Origin of the sequence: Sphingosinicella rhizophila, from assembly GCF_032378825.1 — a bacterium.
Classification (GTDB): Bacteria; Pseudomonadota; Alphaproteobacteria; order Sphingomonadales; family Sphingomonadaceae; genus Allosphingosinicella; species Allosphingosinicella rhizophila.
On sequence record NZ_JAVUPU010000001.1, the window covers coordinates 610,689 to 625,665 of the forward strand.

General features: G+C 64.7%; 14 protein-coding genes and 1 tRNA gene. 4 read left to right on the forward strand and 11 right to left on the reverse strand.

Annotated features, from left to right (window positions below; all coding sequences use genetic code 11):
- The first annotated feature begins 1 nt into the window (after position 1).
- Entirely contained in the window at positions 2-1,261 is a 1,260-nt protein-coding gene (locus RQX22_RS02900) for an N-succinylarginine dihydrolase (RefSeq protein WP_315723437.1), read from the forward strand.
- A 6-nt stretch (positions 1,262-1,267) separates the two neighbouring features.
- On the opposite strand, the gene RQX22_RS02905 is transcribed toward RQX22_RS02900, so the two are convergent.
- Positions 1,268-1,981, reverse strand: coding sequence for a 6-phosphogluconolactonase (locus tag RQX22_RS02905; protein WP_315723439.1), 714 nt, complete (start codon positions 1,979-1,981; stop codon positions 1,268-1,270).
- Positions 1,982-2,065: 84 nt separating this feature from the next.
- On the opposite strand from RQX22_RS02905, the gene RQX22_RS02910 reads away from it, so the two are divergent.
- Positions 2,066-2,245 (forward strand): DUF3008 family protein, encoded by a 180-nt coding sequence (locus RQX22_RS02910; protein ID WP_315723441.1) that lies wholly within the window; start codon positions 2,066-2,068, stop codon positions 2,243-2,245.
- Positions 2,246-2,319: 74 nt separating this feature from the next.
- On the opposite strand, the gene RQX22_RS02915 is transcribed toward RQX22_RS02910, so the two are convergent.
- Positions 2,320-2,850, reverse strand: coding sequence for a dihydrofolate reductase family protein (locus RQX22_RS02915; protein WP_315723443.1), 531 nt, complete (start codon positions 2,848-2,850; stop codon positions 2,320-2,322).
- Between the two features lie 129 nt (positions 2,851-2,979).
- Positions 2,980-3,056 (reverse strand) — tRNA-Arg (locus RQX22_RS02920).
- A gap of 79 nt (positions 3,057-3,135) precedes the next feature.
- Here RQX22_RS02920 and RQX22_RS02925 point away from each other — a divergent pair.
- Entirely contained in the window at positions 3,136-3,645 is a 510-nt protein-coding gene (locus tag RQX22_RS02925; RefSeq protein WP_315723444.1) for a hypothetical protein, read from the forward strand.
- Here the strand turns inward: RQX22_RS02925 and RQX22_RS02930 are convergent.
- From RQX22_RS02930 to hemB, 4 genes are read right to left on the reverse strand one after another with little or no spacing between them, the layout of a single operon-like run.
- Positions 3,620-4,174, reverse strand: coding sequence for a gamma carbonic anhydrase family protein (locus tag RQX22_RS02930; RefSeq protein WP_315723446.1), 555 nt, complete (start codon positions 4,172-4,174; stop codon positions 3,620-3,622). The two genes, RQX22_RS02925 and RQX22_RS02930, sit on opposite strands and share 26 nt — an antisense overlap.
- Entirely contained in the window at positions 4,171-4,710 is a 540-nt protein-coding gene (locus RQX22_RS02935; RefSeq protein WP_315723448.1) for a GNAT family N-acetyltransferase, read from the reverse strand. The genes RQX22_RS02930 and RQX22_RS02935 overlap by 4 nt, the downstream gene beginning before the upstream one ends.
- Positions 4,707-6,935 carry a spermidine synthase gene (locus RQX22_RS02940; RefSeq protein ID WP_315723450.1) on the reverse strand — a complete coding sequence of 743 codons (2,229 nt, stop codon included), beginning with the start codon at positions 6,933-6,935 and terminating at the stop codon, positions 4,707-4,709. The genes RQX22_RS02935 and RQX22_RS02940 overlap by 4 nt, the downstream gene beginning before the upstream one ends.
- Positions 6,932-7,927 (reverse strand): porphobilinogen synthase, encoded by a 996-nt coding sequence (hemB, locus tag RQX22_RS02945; protein WP_315723452.1) that lies wholly within the window; start codon positions 7,925-7,927, stop codon positions 6,932-6,934. Before hemB ends, RQX22_RS02940 begins: the two co-directional genes overlap by 4 nt.
- Before the next feature lie 78 nt (positions 7,928-8,005).
- On the opposite strand from hemB, the gene RQX22_RS02950 reads away from it, so the two are divergent.
- Positions 8,006-8,899, forward strand: coding sequence for a YegS/Rv2252/BmrU family lipid kinase (locus RQX22_RS02950; protein ID WP_315723454.1), 894 nt, complete (start codon positions 8,006-8,008; stop codon positions 8,897-8,899).
- Between the two features lie 7 nt (positions 8,900-8,906).
- On the opposite strand, the gene RQX22_RS02955 is transcribed toward RQX22_RS02950, so the two are convergent.
- Genes RQX22_RS02955 through RQX22_RS02970 form a run of 4 tightly spaced genes read right to left on the reverse strand, consistent with a single transcriptional unit; the run spans position 8,907 to position 14,966 of the window.
- The gene (locus tag RQX22_RS02955; protein ID WP_410001588.1) at positions 8,907-10,379 is read right to left on the reverse strand and encodes an MATE family efflux transporter; all 1,473 of its coding nucleotides are present in this window, start codon (positions 10,377-10,379) and stop codon (positions 8,907-8,909) included.
- Positions 10,376-13,018, reverse strand: coding sequence for a valine--tRNA ligase (locus RQX22_RS02960; protein WP_315723458.1), 2,643 nt, complete (start codon positions 13,016-13,018; stop codon positions 10,376-10,378). The genes RQX22_RS02955 and RQX22_RS02960 overlap by 4 nt, the downstream gene beginning before the upstream one ends.
- 59 nt (positions 13,019-13,077) lie before the next feature.
- On the reverse strand, positions 13,078-13,488 hold the full coding sequence (locus RQX22_RS02965) for a DUF2497 domain-containing protein (protein ID WP_315723459.1): 411 nt from the start codon (positions 13,486-13,488) through the stop codon (positions 13,078-13,080).
- Positions 13,489-13,532: 44 nt separating this feature from the next.
- The gene (locus RQX22_RS02970; protein WP_315723461.1) at positions 13,533-14,966 is read right to left on the reverse strand and encodes a TolC family outer membrane protein; all 1,434 of its coding nucleotides are present in this window, start codon (positions 14,964-14,966) and stop codon (positions 13,533-13,535) included.
- Positions 14,967-14,977: the final 11 nt, after the last annotated feature.

Here is a 14,977-nt window from a genome sequence, read left to right on the forward strand (position 1 = left end):
CATGGAAGCGACGGAGATCAATTTCGACGGGATCATCGGGCCCAGTCACAATTATGCGGGCTTGAGCCACGGCAACATCGCTTCGTCGAACAGCAGGGGCATTATTTCCCGTCCTCGGGCTGCCGCGTTGCAGGGTGTAGCGAAGATGCGGCACAATATCCGCCTCGGTCTGCCGCAAGGCGTGCTCCTGCCCCACCCCCGCCCCGATCGGAAATGGCTCGTCGAGCTTGGCACCGATGTCGAGACTGTACCCGCCTCTTTGCGCCCGGCCGCCTTTTCCGCTTCGGCTATGTGGGCCGCCAACGCGGCGACGGTCTCGCCCGCGCCGGATTGCGGGGACGGTCGCTGCCACCTCACCGTGGCCAATCTTCGCACGATGCCGCATCGCAGCCATGAATGGCCGGCAACCCTGGCCCAGCTTCGCCTCGCCTTTGCGGACGACCGCCATTTCGTGGTGCATCCGCCCGTCCCCGGCACCTTCGGCGACGAAGGCGCCGCCAATCATATGCGGATCGGATCGAGCCATGGCGCGGCTGCTGTCGAATTGTTCGTCTATGGCGAACGCGGGGGGGCCTATCCGGTGCGCCAGCATGAGGAAGCATCGCAGGCCATCGCCCGTCTCCATTGTCTCGACCCCGATCGTACCATGTTCGTCTGCCAGGCCGAGGAGGCGATCGCGGCCGGGGCCTTTCACAACGACGTGGTCGCGGTCGCGAACGAAAATGTCCTCTTCGCCCACGAACAGGCCTTTGCCGGCCGGGCCGCCCTCTTCGAAGAGCTCCGCCGCCGGGTACCGGACCTGGAAATCGTCGAGGTGCCGGCAGCCGCTGTCAGCCTGGGCGAGGCGATCAGCAGCTATTTGTTCAACGGCCAGCTCGTGACACTGCCGACGGGCGCAATGGCGCTCATCCTGCCGGAAGAAGCACGCGAGCTGCCCTCCGTCCACGCCTGGCTTCTGCAAATGGTGGCGGGAAATGGGCCGATCCGGGAGATATTCTTCGTCGACGTCCGTGAATCCATGGCCAATGGCGGCGGACCAGCCTGCCTCAGGCTTCGCGTCGTCGCCGCGGCGGAGACGATCGATCCCCGCTTCCTGGTCGACGCGGTAAAGCTCGACCGGATCGAAGCCTTGATCGCAGACCATTGGCCCGAGGAGATCGCACCGGACGACCTCCTCAAGCCCGAACATTGGGTGCACATGGAGGAGGCGCGAACGGCCCTGCTCCACATGCTCGACCTGGAAGAGCTGACCGTCGAATAGGACCGTTTATTCGGCGCTCCAGAATATGTCGATCGCGGCGTCCAGCTCGCCGATCACGCGGCCGATCGCGAGCGATGAAAGCGGTCCTTCCTTGATCGCCTGCTCCAACCGCTCCCGCCTCTGAGTGCCGGCCAGTACGATCATCACTGCGCGGGCCGACGAGATGGCGGCGGCAGTCAAGGTGATGCGTTCGCCGGGATTGTCATTCGGCATAGGGTCCGGGCGGACGCCGACCGCGCGGCGCTCGCGGGGACCGGCCACGGCACGGTCGAAATCGGGTCCGGGCAGCAGGCCGGCAGTATGACCGTCGTCGTCCACGCCCAGACAGACCAGATCGAGCGGCCAATCGATCAGCGCCAGCCGTGCGTCGGCGAGGCGACCGGCCTCGCGATAGTCGCCCAGCGCCGATTCGTCGACTAGGGAGACCAGCTTGGCGCCCTTGGATCCGAAAATTCCGTCGAGCTTGCTGAAGGTGCTGGCCGCATCGTCCAGCGCCACCAGCCGGTCGGCAACGGGAAGGATGGTGACCTTCGACCAATCGAGGTCGGAACGCTTCGCCAAGGCAGCATAGACTTCGTCCGGTATGGTAGCGCCCGGCAAGGCGATCCTGGCGCCGTCATGCGCTTCGATCGCGCTTTCGATCACGAAGCCGATATCGCCGGCCACCTGCTCCGCCATCTCGGCCGGGGAATCGAACTCCCACCATTCGATTTCGTCCATGCCGCTTGTCTCCCTGATTGGTGTCTGCGGAACCGCGCCCTCCGTGGTCGGTTCCATTCGCGCAGCCTGTAGAGGAGACAAGCCATGCCTGCAAAATCAAAGGCGCAGCAAAAGGCGGCTGGGGCCGCTTTGTCGGCCAAGCGCGGCGAAACGCCCAAAAGCAAGCTTAAGGGAGCGTCGAAATCCATGGCCGAATCCATGAGCGAAAAGCAGCTCGAGGAATTCGCCGCAACCAAGAGAAAAGGCAAACCGGAGCATGCCTGACCCATCGGCGGTCACGGCGGATTGACCGCGATCGAAGGCGCGCCACGCCGACCCCAGAGAGGCAAGTCGCGAGATCAAACAGGAATGTAGGACAATCTGATCACGTCCTCATCGATCCGGTCGTGCGCCTTGAGGCGGAGCGGCGGGCGCGCTCCGGCAAAATAGGGCTTGCCGTGACCGAGCACGACAGGGTGCAGATAGATTCGATATTCATCGATCAGGCCGAGTTCGGTCAGGCTTCGCGCCAGGTCCGGCCCGGCAACTTCGATCTCGCCCTCGCGCTCGGCTTTCAGCGCGCGGATTTCGCTTTCGATATCCTGCCCGACGAGTCGGGCGTTGGGACCGACCGTCTTCAACGAGCGCGAGACGACCCATTTCGGCTGCCCCCGCCACGCTGCCGCGAAGGCTTGCTCGTCCGCATTCCATTCAGGATTATCGTCGTCCCAGTAGCGCATGATCTCGTACATTTCGCGGCCATATACACAGCCCGCCTGCCCCCGAACCTCCTCGATGAAGTGGCGGAAAAGCGTGGGCCCCGGCCCAAACGCCATGTGATCGACATAGCCATCCAGTGACTGATTCATTCCAAACACGAGCTTTGCCATACCCACCTCCCTGCACCCGCGCGGCATAATGCGTCGCCCTGAGTGCCTTGCGCAATCACCTGCAGGCAGGAGGAGTGTCTTTCGGAAACAAACCGCAATCGATCTGTCCATTATGGACCCGGCGGTATTTGGCGCGCCCGGAAGGATTCGAACCTCCGGCCCCCAGATTCGTAGTCTGGTGCTCTATCCAGCTGAGCTACGGGCGCGAGACGGTGCGACATAGGAGGAAGGCGCAGGTCGTGCAAGCCCGTTGCGGACAAAGGCTGGCGGGCATAGGAGACAGGGATGCGCCCGCCCTCATTCGCAGCCCTGATGCTGCTCGTTCCCCTTGCCGGCTGCGCCGCGCGCGGCCCCTTCCCTTCACTTGCGCCACGCGCGGTGGAGAAGGAATTGGCGGCTCTGGACGAAGCGGAGCAGGCTGCGATCGTCGTGCCCGACGATCCCGCCGTCGCTGCCAGGGTGGACACGCTGCTGGCGGAGGCGCGCGAGGGTCAGAGGAACTTCGAGGCAGCGTCGAATGCCGCCGGCCGGACGATCCGGTCGGCCGGCCCTGCAGGAAGTGATTCCTGGGTGGAAGCACAACAGTCCCTGTCGCGCCTGGAATCCGCCCGCGCCCGGACCGTCAAGGCGTTGGGGGATCTGGACGCGTTCGCACTCCAACGCGTCCAGGCGGCGGCACCTGTGAGCGCCACCGATCTCGGTCGCATCCAGGCGGCGATCGCCGCGGTCCAGGAGATCGTCGCCAGTCAGCAGGAGCGGATCTCGGCGTTCAGGTCGTCGCTTGCGCCTGGCTGATCATCTCGCGGTGCGCCTTGGCCAGAGCGACATAATGGGAGACTCCGTAACGCATGTCGGCGAGCTCCGACTCGCCGAGGTCGCGGACAAATTTGGCTGGACGCCCGGCCCATAATTGCCCCGCCGGGATGCGCCGTCCGGGCGTCAGCATCGCCCCGGCCGCGAGCATGGCATTCTCCTCCATCTCGCATCCGTTCATGACGATCGCCCCCATGCCGACAAGCGCGCCGTCGCGCAGGACGCAGCCGTGCACGACTGCCAGGTGGCCGATCAGAACATCGTCTCCAATGATCGTGGCATGGCCCGAATCGCTTCCGGGGCGAACCGACTCGCAATGCACGACGCTGCCGTCCTGGACGTTGGAACGGGCACCGATGCGAATGCTGTTGACGTCGCCCCGGATGACGCAATTGTACCAGATGCTTGCCTCGGGGCCGACCTCGATATTGCCGATCAGCCTCGCCCCGGGCGCGATGAAGGCCGTTGGATCGATCCGCGGACTTTGCCCGCCAAAACTGAAGATAGTCACCTCTGCTCCTCTAATTCATAAACGATGAACGGATTCATTTCCGCCGGCGAGCCTTCGTCCCAATAATCGAGGTCCGCCCGCCGCCGCATCCCCAATCCTTCCATGAGGCGCCAGCTCGCGACATTCGCCTCGCAGGTGAGCGCAATGACCCGCTTGGTCCCGATCCGATCGAAAGCGAATCGGAGGCAAGCGGCGGCGGCTTCCCGCGCATAGCCCATGCCCCAGCTATCTTCGCGCAGGCGCCATCCTATTTCCAGGTCGTCGCCGCCGGCGATCTGGCAGTCAGGCGGCCTCAAGCCGCAAAAGCCGAGAAATTCACGATCCGACGTCCGTTCGACGACCCAATAGGTATAACCCAGGCGCGTTTGCCAATCGATGCAGCGTGCCACGGCCTCTGCGATCGCCTCTCGGCTCGCCACGCCGCCGAGCCAGCGCATCACTCCCTCGGTATTGCAATGGCGGTCCAACAGGAGGTCATCGCCCGACCTCCAGTTGCGGAGCCGCAGCCGCTCGGTCTCGATGACGATGTCGTTCATCGCGGCCAAAACTTGAGGAGCGGCAGGATGCTCGCATAATCGTCGCTCCAGCCGGCAAAGCCGCGGCGCGCCCGCAGACCCTGCCACATGGTGGTGCGATCGCTCGCGTCGACCAGGGCATCAAGGGTCTGCCGATTCCTGGAAAGAGCCACCCAGACCGAGACGCTGGCGTTGCGCTCGTCCGCCAGGCCGCTCGGATGATGTTCCACCAGAAGCGCCGTCCATCCCTCCGCGGCCGCGGCCGCCGCGACGACCGGCCTGAGATCGAGATAGCGATTGGAGATATGGACGAGCAGCAGGCCATCCGGCCGCATCGCCCGTCCATAGACGCCGAAGGCCTCGCGCGTCAGCAGGTGGATCGGCACCGAGTCGGACGAAAATGCGTCGACCGCGAGGATGTGGAGCTTGCCCGGCGGTTCCCGAGCAAGGCTCAGCCTGGCATCGCCGATGATGACCCTGGCCTGTGGGGCGCAACGGGAAAGGAAGGTGAAGCGGCCCTCGGACCGGGCGATCCGCTCGATACCGGGATCGATCTCGAAGAAACGCCAGTCCTGCCCGGGCAGTGCATAACAGGCCAGGGTTCCGGTGCCGAGCCCGATGACCCCGATATGGGCACGCGGGCCGAACAGATTTTCGGCCGCGCGCATGGCCAGCCCGACCCCGGAGCCGGGCGAATAATAAGTGGTGGGATTGGCTTCTTCGCCCGGAACCAGATTCTGGATGCCGTGCAGCGTGGTGCCATGGGTCAGCACGCGTGCGCTGCCGTCACTACGATCGCTTACCGTATAGATGCCGAAATAGCTCCGGGTGCGCGCGTCTCCGAAGGAGAGCTCCGTGATGCGCCAGCCGCCATAACCCATCATCAAGGCCGCCAGACAGAGCGCGAACAGATAGCGATGCCCGATATAGAGAATGCCGAGAAGGGCGATGCCGATGCTGATCAGGATGGTGCCCGTTTCGGAAAGTCCGGGCCAGATGCGCTTGTCCGCCGCCAGCGAGGCTAGCAGGGCGAGGACCGGAAGCGCCCAGCGCAACGGCGGGCTTATCCGTGACACCCAGTTCAGCAACCCCGTCTGAGGCACCAGCATCGCCGCGGCGATCACCAGCAGGGGATGCTCATAGGCCCAATCGAAAAGACTGGGCGCGATCAGCGCGCAAAAGAGACCGCCTGCGACGCCGCCGGCCGCCATGGCGAGGTAGAAACCGGTGAGATGATCCGGCGGGGGCCGCAGCCTGTACATTTCGGCATGGAGGGCAATGGCGACCACGAACAGCAAGGACAGGCCCATCGCGGCCGAAAGAAGCGGCCGCGACGTGCCGTCGCTGAAGGCAAAGCCGCCGGCGATCAGCAGCACCACCGGAGCGATCGCCGTGACCAGATCGGCCGCACCCCTGCGGACGGCGAAAGCGATCACGAAACTGAGCAGATAGAGGCCCAATGGCACCACCCACAACAAGGGCACGGCCACGATATCCGTCGTAAGATGGGTGGTGGTCGAGAGCATCAGGCCCGAAGGAATCGCGGCCAGGGCCATCCAGTATATTATCGTCTTTGCCCGGGGGGCCGGGCTGACCTCGGGAGGAGCCTCCTCCGCCGATTCGCGCGGCATGGTGAAGGCGCAACCCGCCACCAGCAGGACCAGGAGGCCAAATCCCATGGTCCATGCCATGGCCTGTTGCTCGAGCGTCAGCAGCGGCTCCACCAGCAATGGGTAGGAGACCAGTCCGGCAAAGCTGCCCAGATTGGACGCCGCATAGAGGGCGTAAGGCTCGCCGCGCCTGCTCTCCAGCGCGTACCAGCGCTGCATCAACGGCGCCTGGGCCGAGATGATGAAGAAGAGCGGCCCGATCGAGCTCAGCAGGAACCATGGCGCCCAAATGGCCGGCGCAACGTCCCGTGGCGGCAAGGCGGTGCCGAGGCCGATGGGAAGCCACAGGGCCGCCAATGCGAACATCGCCAGGTGAAGCCCGGCCTGGCGTCGCGGCCGCAGCCGCGAGAGGAAATGGGCATAAGCGTAGCCGGCCAGCAACAGCGCCTGATAGACCAGCATGGCGCTGTTCCAGACCGCCGGCGCACCGCCCAGCCGCGGCAGCGCCATGCGCGCAATCATCGGCTGGGTGAGGAAGAGCAGGAAGGAGCCTGTCAGGATGGTCGCGAGAAACAGGGGCTTGACGTGAAGCTCGCGTCTTCCCGACGCTGGGGATCCGGGTTGCGCGATCGTCACCGCGTGAGGAGGCGCGCGGCGACAGGCGCATGATAGGTGAGGATGCCGGCGCAACCGGCGCGCTTTAAGGCCATCAATGTTTCCAGGATCAGCGGATCCCGCTCCCCTGCGCCGATGGCTGCGGCTGCCTCGATCATCGCATATTCGCCCGACACCTGATAAGCGAAGACGGGGATGTCGAACCTCTCCTTCACGCGCCGGATGATGTCGAGATAGGGAAGCCCTGGCTTCACCATCACGTGATCCGCGCCTTCGGCAATGTCGAGTGCGACCTCGCGAAGCGCCTCGACGCTATTGGCCGGATCCATCTGATAGCTCTTCTTGTCCCCTTTGAGCAGTCCCCGCGATCCCACCGCATCTCGAAACGGACCATAAAAGGCGCTCGCATATTTAGCCGCATAGGCCATGATCTGGACGTTTACGTGCCCCCCGGTCTCCAACGCCCGACGGATCGCGCCGACCCGCCCGTCCATCATGTCTGACGGTGCGACGATATCCGCTCCCGCGCCCGCCTGCACGAGAGCCTGTTCGACAAGAATGCTGCTCGTCTCGTCATTGAGGACATAGCCATCGGCATCGGTGATCCCGTCATGGCCATCGGCCGTATAAGGATCGAGGGCGACGTCGGTGAGGATGCCGACCTCAGGCACCGCATCCTTCAACGTCCGTATCGCACGACAGATGAGATTGTCGGGGTTGAGAGCCTCCCTCCCGTCCGCGCTGCGAAGGTCGGATGGTGTGTTGGGAAACAAGGCGATGCAGGGTATTCCGAGGTCCCGCGCTTCACGGGCCTTCGCGGCCAGCCTGTCGACCGACCAGCGTGACACGCCGGGCAAGCTCGCGATGGGCTCTTCCACGTCCTTTCCGCTGGTGACGAAGATCGGCCAGATGAGATCGGTGGGCGCCAGGTTCGTCTCGGCGACGAGCGCCCGGCTCCAGGCCGAAATGCGGGTGCGGCGAAGGCGGCTCGAAGGAAAGGATGGCGCTGACATGCACTTTCCTCCTAGCGTGGCCGCGTCCCCGCGCAAAGCCACTTGGACCCTGGCGCATCTTTCGTGAGTTGGTCCGCCGTGGAATCTCTTCCCGTCCCTCGCCAAGCCGTCCTTGTGGTCAATGCCCATTCGCGCAAGGGACAGGACCTTTTCCGGGAGGCAAGACAGAAATTGGAGGCGGCAGGGATCACCTTGATCGCCGCCCACGCTATCCGCGATCCTTCGAAGCTCACCCAAACCGTCCGCAAGGCGATCGCCGACGGTGCGCCGATGGTGATCGTGGGCGGAGGGGACGGCTCGCTGTCAGGGGCGGTAGACGATCTGGTCGGCAAGGACTGCGTCTTCGCCCTGCTGCCGTTGGGGACCGCCAACAGCTTCGCCCGCACCTTGGGAATACCGCTCGACCTCGACGGCGCGATCGACACCATTGTCACCGGGCGCCGGCGCCGCATCGATCTTGGCGTCGTCAACGGCGATTATTTCGCGAATTGCGCGGCCATGGGCCTTTCGCCGCTGATCGGGTCCAGCGTGCCGCATAACCTGAAGCGCTATTTCGGACGCTTCGGCTATCTGCTGTGGGCCATTTGGTGCCTGTTCCGTTTCCGGCCGTTCAGGCTCAGCGTCGATGATGGCCGGGAGAAGCGCACGATCTGGGCAAGCGAAGCCCGCATCGCCAACGGCACTTATCATGGCGGGGTCGAACTGATCGAAAATGCCTCGGTGGATAACGGCGTGATGGTCGTCCAGGCAGTGATCGGCCGCAGCCTCTTCGCCTTGTTCTGGGACTGGTTCTCGCGATATCTCAAACTGCCCTCTCGCGAGGCGATGACCGTCGAATTTCGTGGGCCGCGGCTGCTGATCGACACCCGCCCGCGGCAGCGCATCTCGATCGACGGCGAAGTGACCGCGCGGACGCCCGCCGTGGTCGAGGTGGCGAAGCGGGCCATCGACGTCGTCGCGCCCAGACCTTGATCGGGCGCTAACCCGTCGGGTTGAAGGACCCGCCCGGCTCGCGGTTGGCCTCCGCCTGCTCGACGCACTCATTCTCGTCGATCGGGCCGGCCGTCATCCGGCTCTGCCTCCATCCTCCGTGCAGATAATATGCGATCGCCATGACCATCGTGGCGACCATGCCCATCGGGAAGCTCAGCCAGAGAGCATCGGCGCCCATCCAGTCATAGGCGCCCAAGGCGATGCCGAGCCGCACCGGATACATGGAGATGAACAGGATGATGAGCGGCCAGATCACCTGGCCGTTCGCCCGCACGGTGCCGAACAGCACCAGGCAGACACCGAAGGCGACGAATCCCCAGGTCGCCACCAGCTGGATATGCCGCGCCACCGGCAAGGCCGGGCTATCGGGGCCGAGGAAAAGAGCGAGCGCTGGCCGATCGACCATCGTGAGCAGGATAACGAGACCGCCGGTAAGGAGGATATTGTAGATGATTCCGGACCGCGTGATCCGCGACACCCGATCCCAATTGCCGGCGCCGATATTCTGGGCGACCATGGCGCTCACCGCAGCCCCGAGCGCCATCGCCGGCATCTGCACATAGGTCCAGAGCTGCTGGGTCACGCCGTAAGCGGCGGTGGTCACCACGCCTTCCCGGTTGACGAGGCCGAGCATGGCAAGTGCCGACGAGGAAATGACGATCATCTGCAGTCCCATCGGCAGACCCTTGGCGAGCAGGGTCCGCAATATCGCCGGATCGGGGCGCAGATAGGCATATTCGCGGCCACGCAGCCGCAGCGGCAGATCGCGTGCATAGATGTAGATCAGGAGCGCGGCCAGGCTGACATAATTGGCTATGGCGCTGGCGATTGCCGATCCGGCGATCCCGAAGCGCGGCACCGGACCGAGGCCGAGGATGAAGACCGGATTGAGACCTCCGTCCAGCAGGACCGCCAGCAACATGAACCACAAGGGCGTCATTGCATCGCCGCTCCCGCGCAACGCCATCATGATCATGCTCATCATGAGCAAACCCGGCATGGACAGGAAGATGATGCGCAAATAGGCCAGAGCCAGCGGGACCACGTCGGCCGGCGTCGCCAACATCTCCAGGATCGCGGGCGCCAGGATCCAGCCGAGCAGGGCGACCGCCACTGCGGCCAGGACAAAGGAAGAAAGGGCGGTACCGACCACCCGGCGGGCGCCGTCCACGTCGCGGCGGCCGAATGCCTGGCCGACGAGGATGGTGGCGGCCATGCCGAAGCCGAACACGAAAGCCAGCAACAGGAACATGACGAGATTGCCGTTCGAGGTCGCCGCAAGCGCATCCTCGCCGAGGAAACGGCCCACCCATATGGCGTTCACCGAACCGTTCAGCGACTGGAGTATGCCGGAGCCCAAAGTCGGCAACGCGAACAGCAGCAAGGTGCTGCCGATCGGGCCGGTAAGGAAGTCCCGTTGGCCGCGACGGTGCAATGCGGCCTCAGCCACTCGTATCAGCCCAGCCGGGCAAGCGCGCTCCGGTATTTCTCCGCGTCCGAAGCCTTTTCCTCATGGTCGGCGCGCGCCTTGGCGACCGCCTCCGGCTTGGCCCGCTCGACAAAGCTGGGATTGCCGAGCCGTTTGGCCAGCATATCCCTTTCCTTCTCGGCGGCCTCCAGCGCCTTGGCGAGCCGCGCGCGTTCCGCGGCAAGATCGATCACCCCCTCCAGCGGCAGGATGAAGGTCGCCTCGTCGACGATGATCTGGGCGGCGCCGCCGACCGCTTGTCCGGAATCGCTGGTGATCGCGTCGATCCGCGCCAGTCTTTTCAGCGCGGCGTCGTTGCGTCGCAGGCGCTCCCCGGTTCGCGGATCGGCATCGCGGACGACGAGATCCAGCTTGGCCGCCGGATTGATGTTGAGTTCGACGCGGGCCGTACGGATGCCGTTGACCACGCGGATCAGCCAGTCGATCTCCTCGCCGGCTGCAGGATCGAGCGCGCGGGCGTCCGGCATCGGCCATCTGGCGAGGATGATTTCCGTCGGCCGATCGCCCATCGCATGCCACAATTCCTCGGTGATGAAGGGCATGAACGGGTGGAGCATGACCAGGATCTGGTCGAGCACCCAGGACGCGACGCTTCGGACCTCATCGGCTCCTTCCCCGGCCAGGAGCGGCTTGATCAGCTCGAGATACCAGTCGCAGAACCGGTCCCAGGTGAAGTGATAGAGAAGATTGGCGCTTTCGTCGAAGCGATAGTCGGCCATGGCAAGATCGAGCGCCTGCACCAGCGCCACCGTCTCGCCGATGATCCAGCGATTGACCGGAAGCTTCGCCTCGGGCGGTTCGAGCCGGTTCGAACCGCCGATTCCGTTGGCCTGGCAGAAACGGGCAGCGTTCCAGAGCTTCGTCGCGAAATTGCGATAGCCCTCGATCCTCTTCTCATCGAGCTTGATGTCGCGACCCTGGCTTTCCATCGCCGCCAGGGTGAAGCGCAGGGCATCCGCACCGTAGCGGTCGATCAGCCCGAGCGGATCGACCGTATTCCCCTTCGATTTCGACATCTTCTGGCCCTTGGCGTCGCGCACCAGGCCGTGGAGGTAGAGCGTCTTCCACGGGACTTCCCCCATGAAATGAATGCCCTGCATCGCCATCCTCGCATCCCAGAAGAAGATGATGTCGAATCCGGAAATGACCACGTCATTGGGGTAATGGCGCCGCAATTTTTCGGTCGGCTCCGGCCAGCCCAGCGTCGCGAACGGCCACAAGGCGGAGGAGAACCAGGTGTCGAGCACGTCCGGATCCCGACGCAGGACGACGCCCTCCCCCGCTTCCGCCTGGGCTTCCCGCTCGGTTTCGGCGACGAAGACATTGCCCTTGTCGTCATACCAGGCCGGGATCTGATGGCCCCACCAGAGCTGACGCGACACGCACCAGGGCTGGATATTCTCGAGCCAGTTGAACCAGGTCTTCTCCCAGGTCTTGGGGACCACCTTGATCTTGCCGGTCCGCACCGCCTCGATGGCGGGCCTGGCCAGCGTCGCGGCGTCGACATACCATTGGTCGGTGAGCCACGGCTCGATCACCACACCGGAACGGTCGCCATAAGGCGTCTGGATGATACGATCCTCAACTTTGTCGATCAGTCCTTCCGCCGCAAGCAAGGCCTCGACCCGCTTGCGCGCCTCGAACCGATCGAGGCCGACCAGCTCCTGCGGTATCAGCCCGTCGCTCGTCTGGACGACGCGGCCGGCGGCATCCAGCATGTTGAGCATGTCGGCGGCCCGGAAGCCGGCACGGCGTCCGACCTCGAAATCGTTGAAATCGTGACCCGGCGTGATCTTGACGGCGCCGCTTCCCAGTTCCGGATCGGCATGTTCGTCGGCGATGATCGGCACCAGGCGCCCGGTCAGCGGCAGCCGCACCTTCGCACCGATCAGCCGACGGTAGCGCTCGTCCTCCGGATGCACTGCCACCGCCATGTCGGCCAGCATGGTCTCGGGGCGCGTGGTGGCGACATGGATGAAGCCGCCGCCATCCTCCAGCGGATATTTGAGATGCCAGAATTTGCCCTGGACTTCGCGGGTCTCCACTTCCAGGTCGGATATGGCCGTCGCGAATTTCGGATCCCAATTCACCAGCCGCTTGTCGCGATAGATCAGCTTCTCGCGAAACAGGTCCACGAACACCTTGAGCACGGCCTTCGAAAAGCCCGGATCCATGGTGAAGCGCTCATTGGCCCAGTCGCACGACGCGCCGAGCCGGCGCAGCTGCCGCGTAATGGCACCGCCCGACTGCGCCTTCCATTCCCAGACATGTTCGATGAAGGCCTCGCGGCTCATCTCCGTGCGCCGGACACCCTGGCTGTCGAGATTGCGCTCGACCACCATCTGGGTAGCGATGCCGGCATGGTCCATGCCGACCACCCACAGCGAATCCTTCCCCTGCAATCGGGCGTGGCGGATAAGGATATCCTGCAATGTATTGTCGAGCGCGTGGCCGATATGGAGCGAGCCGGTGACGTTGGGCGGCGGGATCACGATCGTGAAGGGCTCGGCGTCGGGCCGGTCCGGGCGGAAAAGGCCCTTTTCCTCCCAATGGCCGTACCAGCGCGCCTCGATTTCGGCGGGATCGAAGATTTTCGGAAGCTCGGTCATGGCGAGCCGCATAGAACGGGAATGTCCGGCGTGGAAGCGCTTCGCGTTAAGAGCGCGTGCTAGAGGCTCTTGCCGGTGATCCGCGCGATCTCGCGGGTCACGAGTTCCTCGACGATCTCGGGAAGGTTGCGGTCGAGCCAATCCTTTAGGATCGGCTTCAACATGTCGCGAACCACAGCCTCCAGCGGCCCCTCAGCGATCGTAACATCCCCTGGTGCGGCCTCGCCGCGCCCATGAGCGACGGACAAGGCGGCGAGCGCCTGCCGGCTCGCGGCCGCGGCATCTTCCGATATCAGCGGATCTTCCGGAGAATCCGCATCGGCCATCGGTTCGCTCAATTCGAGCACATCGTCTTCCGGCGCTACCGGCGGTGGCGCGGACGGACGCTGCGCGCGTCCGGGACGGGTCGGTGGCGGCTGACGCCCGTCCTCGGCGATCACCCTTTTGATGGAAGCGAGTATCTCTTCCATCGACGGTTCTGAATGAATCTCCCCCATATGGAAGGGCTTATCGCCTATTTGGGAGACGGTGTCACGGGGGAGATTGCGTTTTCCGGGACCGTTCTGGTGGCCACGGGTGTCGGTGACGGATCGTCGTTCCAGTCCGACGACCGCCGCGATACCCGATCGTAATTGGCGACCGGATCGTAGAGCACGCCGCCGTCGAGGTTGAGATCCTTCGCCTCGGCCTGCCCCATGGCGTTCAGGAGCTGGAAGCGGGCGACATAGGCGTCGCGGCGGGCGGTCACCAACGCCACCTGGCTGTTCAGCAATTCCTGCTCGGCGTTCAGCACGTCGAGAACGTTGCGCGTCCCCACGGTCTGTTCGGCCCGGGTGCCTTCAAGCGCCAGCGTGTTGGCGGCGACGGCGAGCTCGTTCGATTCGATCGAATCCAGCGACGCCTGGTAGCTCGAAAATGCGGCCCGGGTCTGGGCGACCACAAAGCGCTCGACTTCCACGCCCTGTTCCAGGATCTGGCTCTGCACCGCCTGTGCCTGGCGGACGCGGGCCGAGACCAGCCCGCCCTGGTAAAGCGGGACCGTTGCCTGAACCCCGACGCCGGTCTGGGTCTGGGTATTCGCCACGCCGGGTCCGAATTGTTCATCGGCCGTGCCGAGATAATTGGTGGCGCGGCCGGATGCGATCGCGGACAAGGTGGGCAGGCGGTCGGCGCGGGCCACGGCGATGTCGCGGCCGGCAGCGCGCGCCTGTGCCGCGATCGAAACCAGATCGGGATTGTTCGCCAGGGCGATGTCGACGGCCTGTTCGGCGGTGGCCGGCGGCGGCGGCAAGGGCGGCGGCGGTTCCAGCTCGCCGGGAAGACTGCCGATCAGCCGCCGATAATTTTCCTCGCTGGAAGTCAATCGTCCCTCGGCCAGCTCCAGTTCGCTGCGTGCCAGCGCCAGCCGGGCCTCGGACTGGGCGACGTCGGTACGGGTCAGGTCTCCCACTTCGAAACGATCGCGGCTGGCCTGCAAATTGGTCTCGAGCACGCGCACCTGGTTGCGGTTCAGTTCGACGATGGAGCGGTCGCGGATCACGTCCATATAGGCGGCGACGGTCTCGGTGAAGATGTCGCCCTCGGTCGCGCGCAACACGGCACGCCCGGCGAGGACGCGTTCATTGGCGGCGCGGATCTGATTCCTGACCGAGCCGCCGTTGAACAAAGGGTAGCTGATGTCGACCCCGGCATTGAGATTGCGGCCATTGCCGCCGCCGGTACGGGTCAGATCCTGGTTGATGCCGGCGGTCGCCGAAACCTGGGGACGTCCCAGTGCGCGGGCGATCGCCACGCCTTCGTCCAGCGTGCGGAGCTGCGCCCGCTGTCCGGTGATGGTGGGATTGTTGTTATAGGTGCTGACCAGCGCCTCGCGCAGCGTATCGGCCTTGGCCACGCCGCCGAGCATCAGCGCCGATATCGCTGCCGCAGCCAGTAATCCACAGCGCATGAACTCACTCC

Excerpts from the sequence above, each read along its gene's own strand:
- RQX22_RS02900 (WP_315723437.1), top strand. The coding sequence starts at position 2 with ATGGAAGCGACGGAGATCAATTTCGACGGGATCATCGGGCCCAGTCAC.
- RQX22_RS02915 (WP_315723443.1), bottom strand. The coding sequence starts at position 2,850 with ATGGCAAAGCTCGTGTTTGGAATGAATCAGTCACTGGATGGCTATGTC.
- RQX22_RS02970 (WP_315723461.1), bottom strand. The coding sequence starts at position 14,966 with ATGCGCTGTGGATTACTGGCTGCGGCAGCGATATCGGCGCTGATGCTC.
- RQX22_RS02965 (WP_315723459.1), bottom strand. The coding sequence starts at position 13,488 with ATGGAAGAGATACTCGCTTCCATCAAAAGGGTGATCGCCGAGGACGGG.
- RQX22_RS02925 (WP_315723444.1), top strand. The coding sequence starts at position 3,136 with ATGCGCCCGCCCTCATTCGCAGCCCTGATGCTGCTCGTTCCCCTTGCC.
- RQX22_RS02960 (WP_315723458.1), bottom strand. The coding sequence starts at position 13,018 with ATGACCGAGCTTCCGAAAATCTTCGATCCCGCCGAAATCGAGGCGCGC.
- RQX22_RS02910 (WP_315723441.1), top strand. The coding sequence starts at position 2,066 with ATGCCTGCAAAATCAAAGGCGCAGCAAAAGGCGGCTGGGGCCGCTTTG.
- RQX22_RS02935 (WP_315723448.1), bottom strand. The coding sequence starts at position 4,710 with ATGAACGACATCGTCATCGAGACCGAGCGGCTGCGGCTCCGCAACTGG.
- hemB (WP_315723452.1), bottom strand. The coding sequence starts at position 7,927 with ATGTCAGCGCCATCCTTTCCTTCGAGCCGCCTTCGCCGCACCCGCATT.
- RQX22_RS02905 (WP_315723439.1), bottom strand. The coding sequence starts at position 1,981 with ATGGACGAAATCGAATGGTGGGAGTTCGATTCCCCGGCCGAGATGGCG.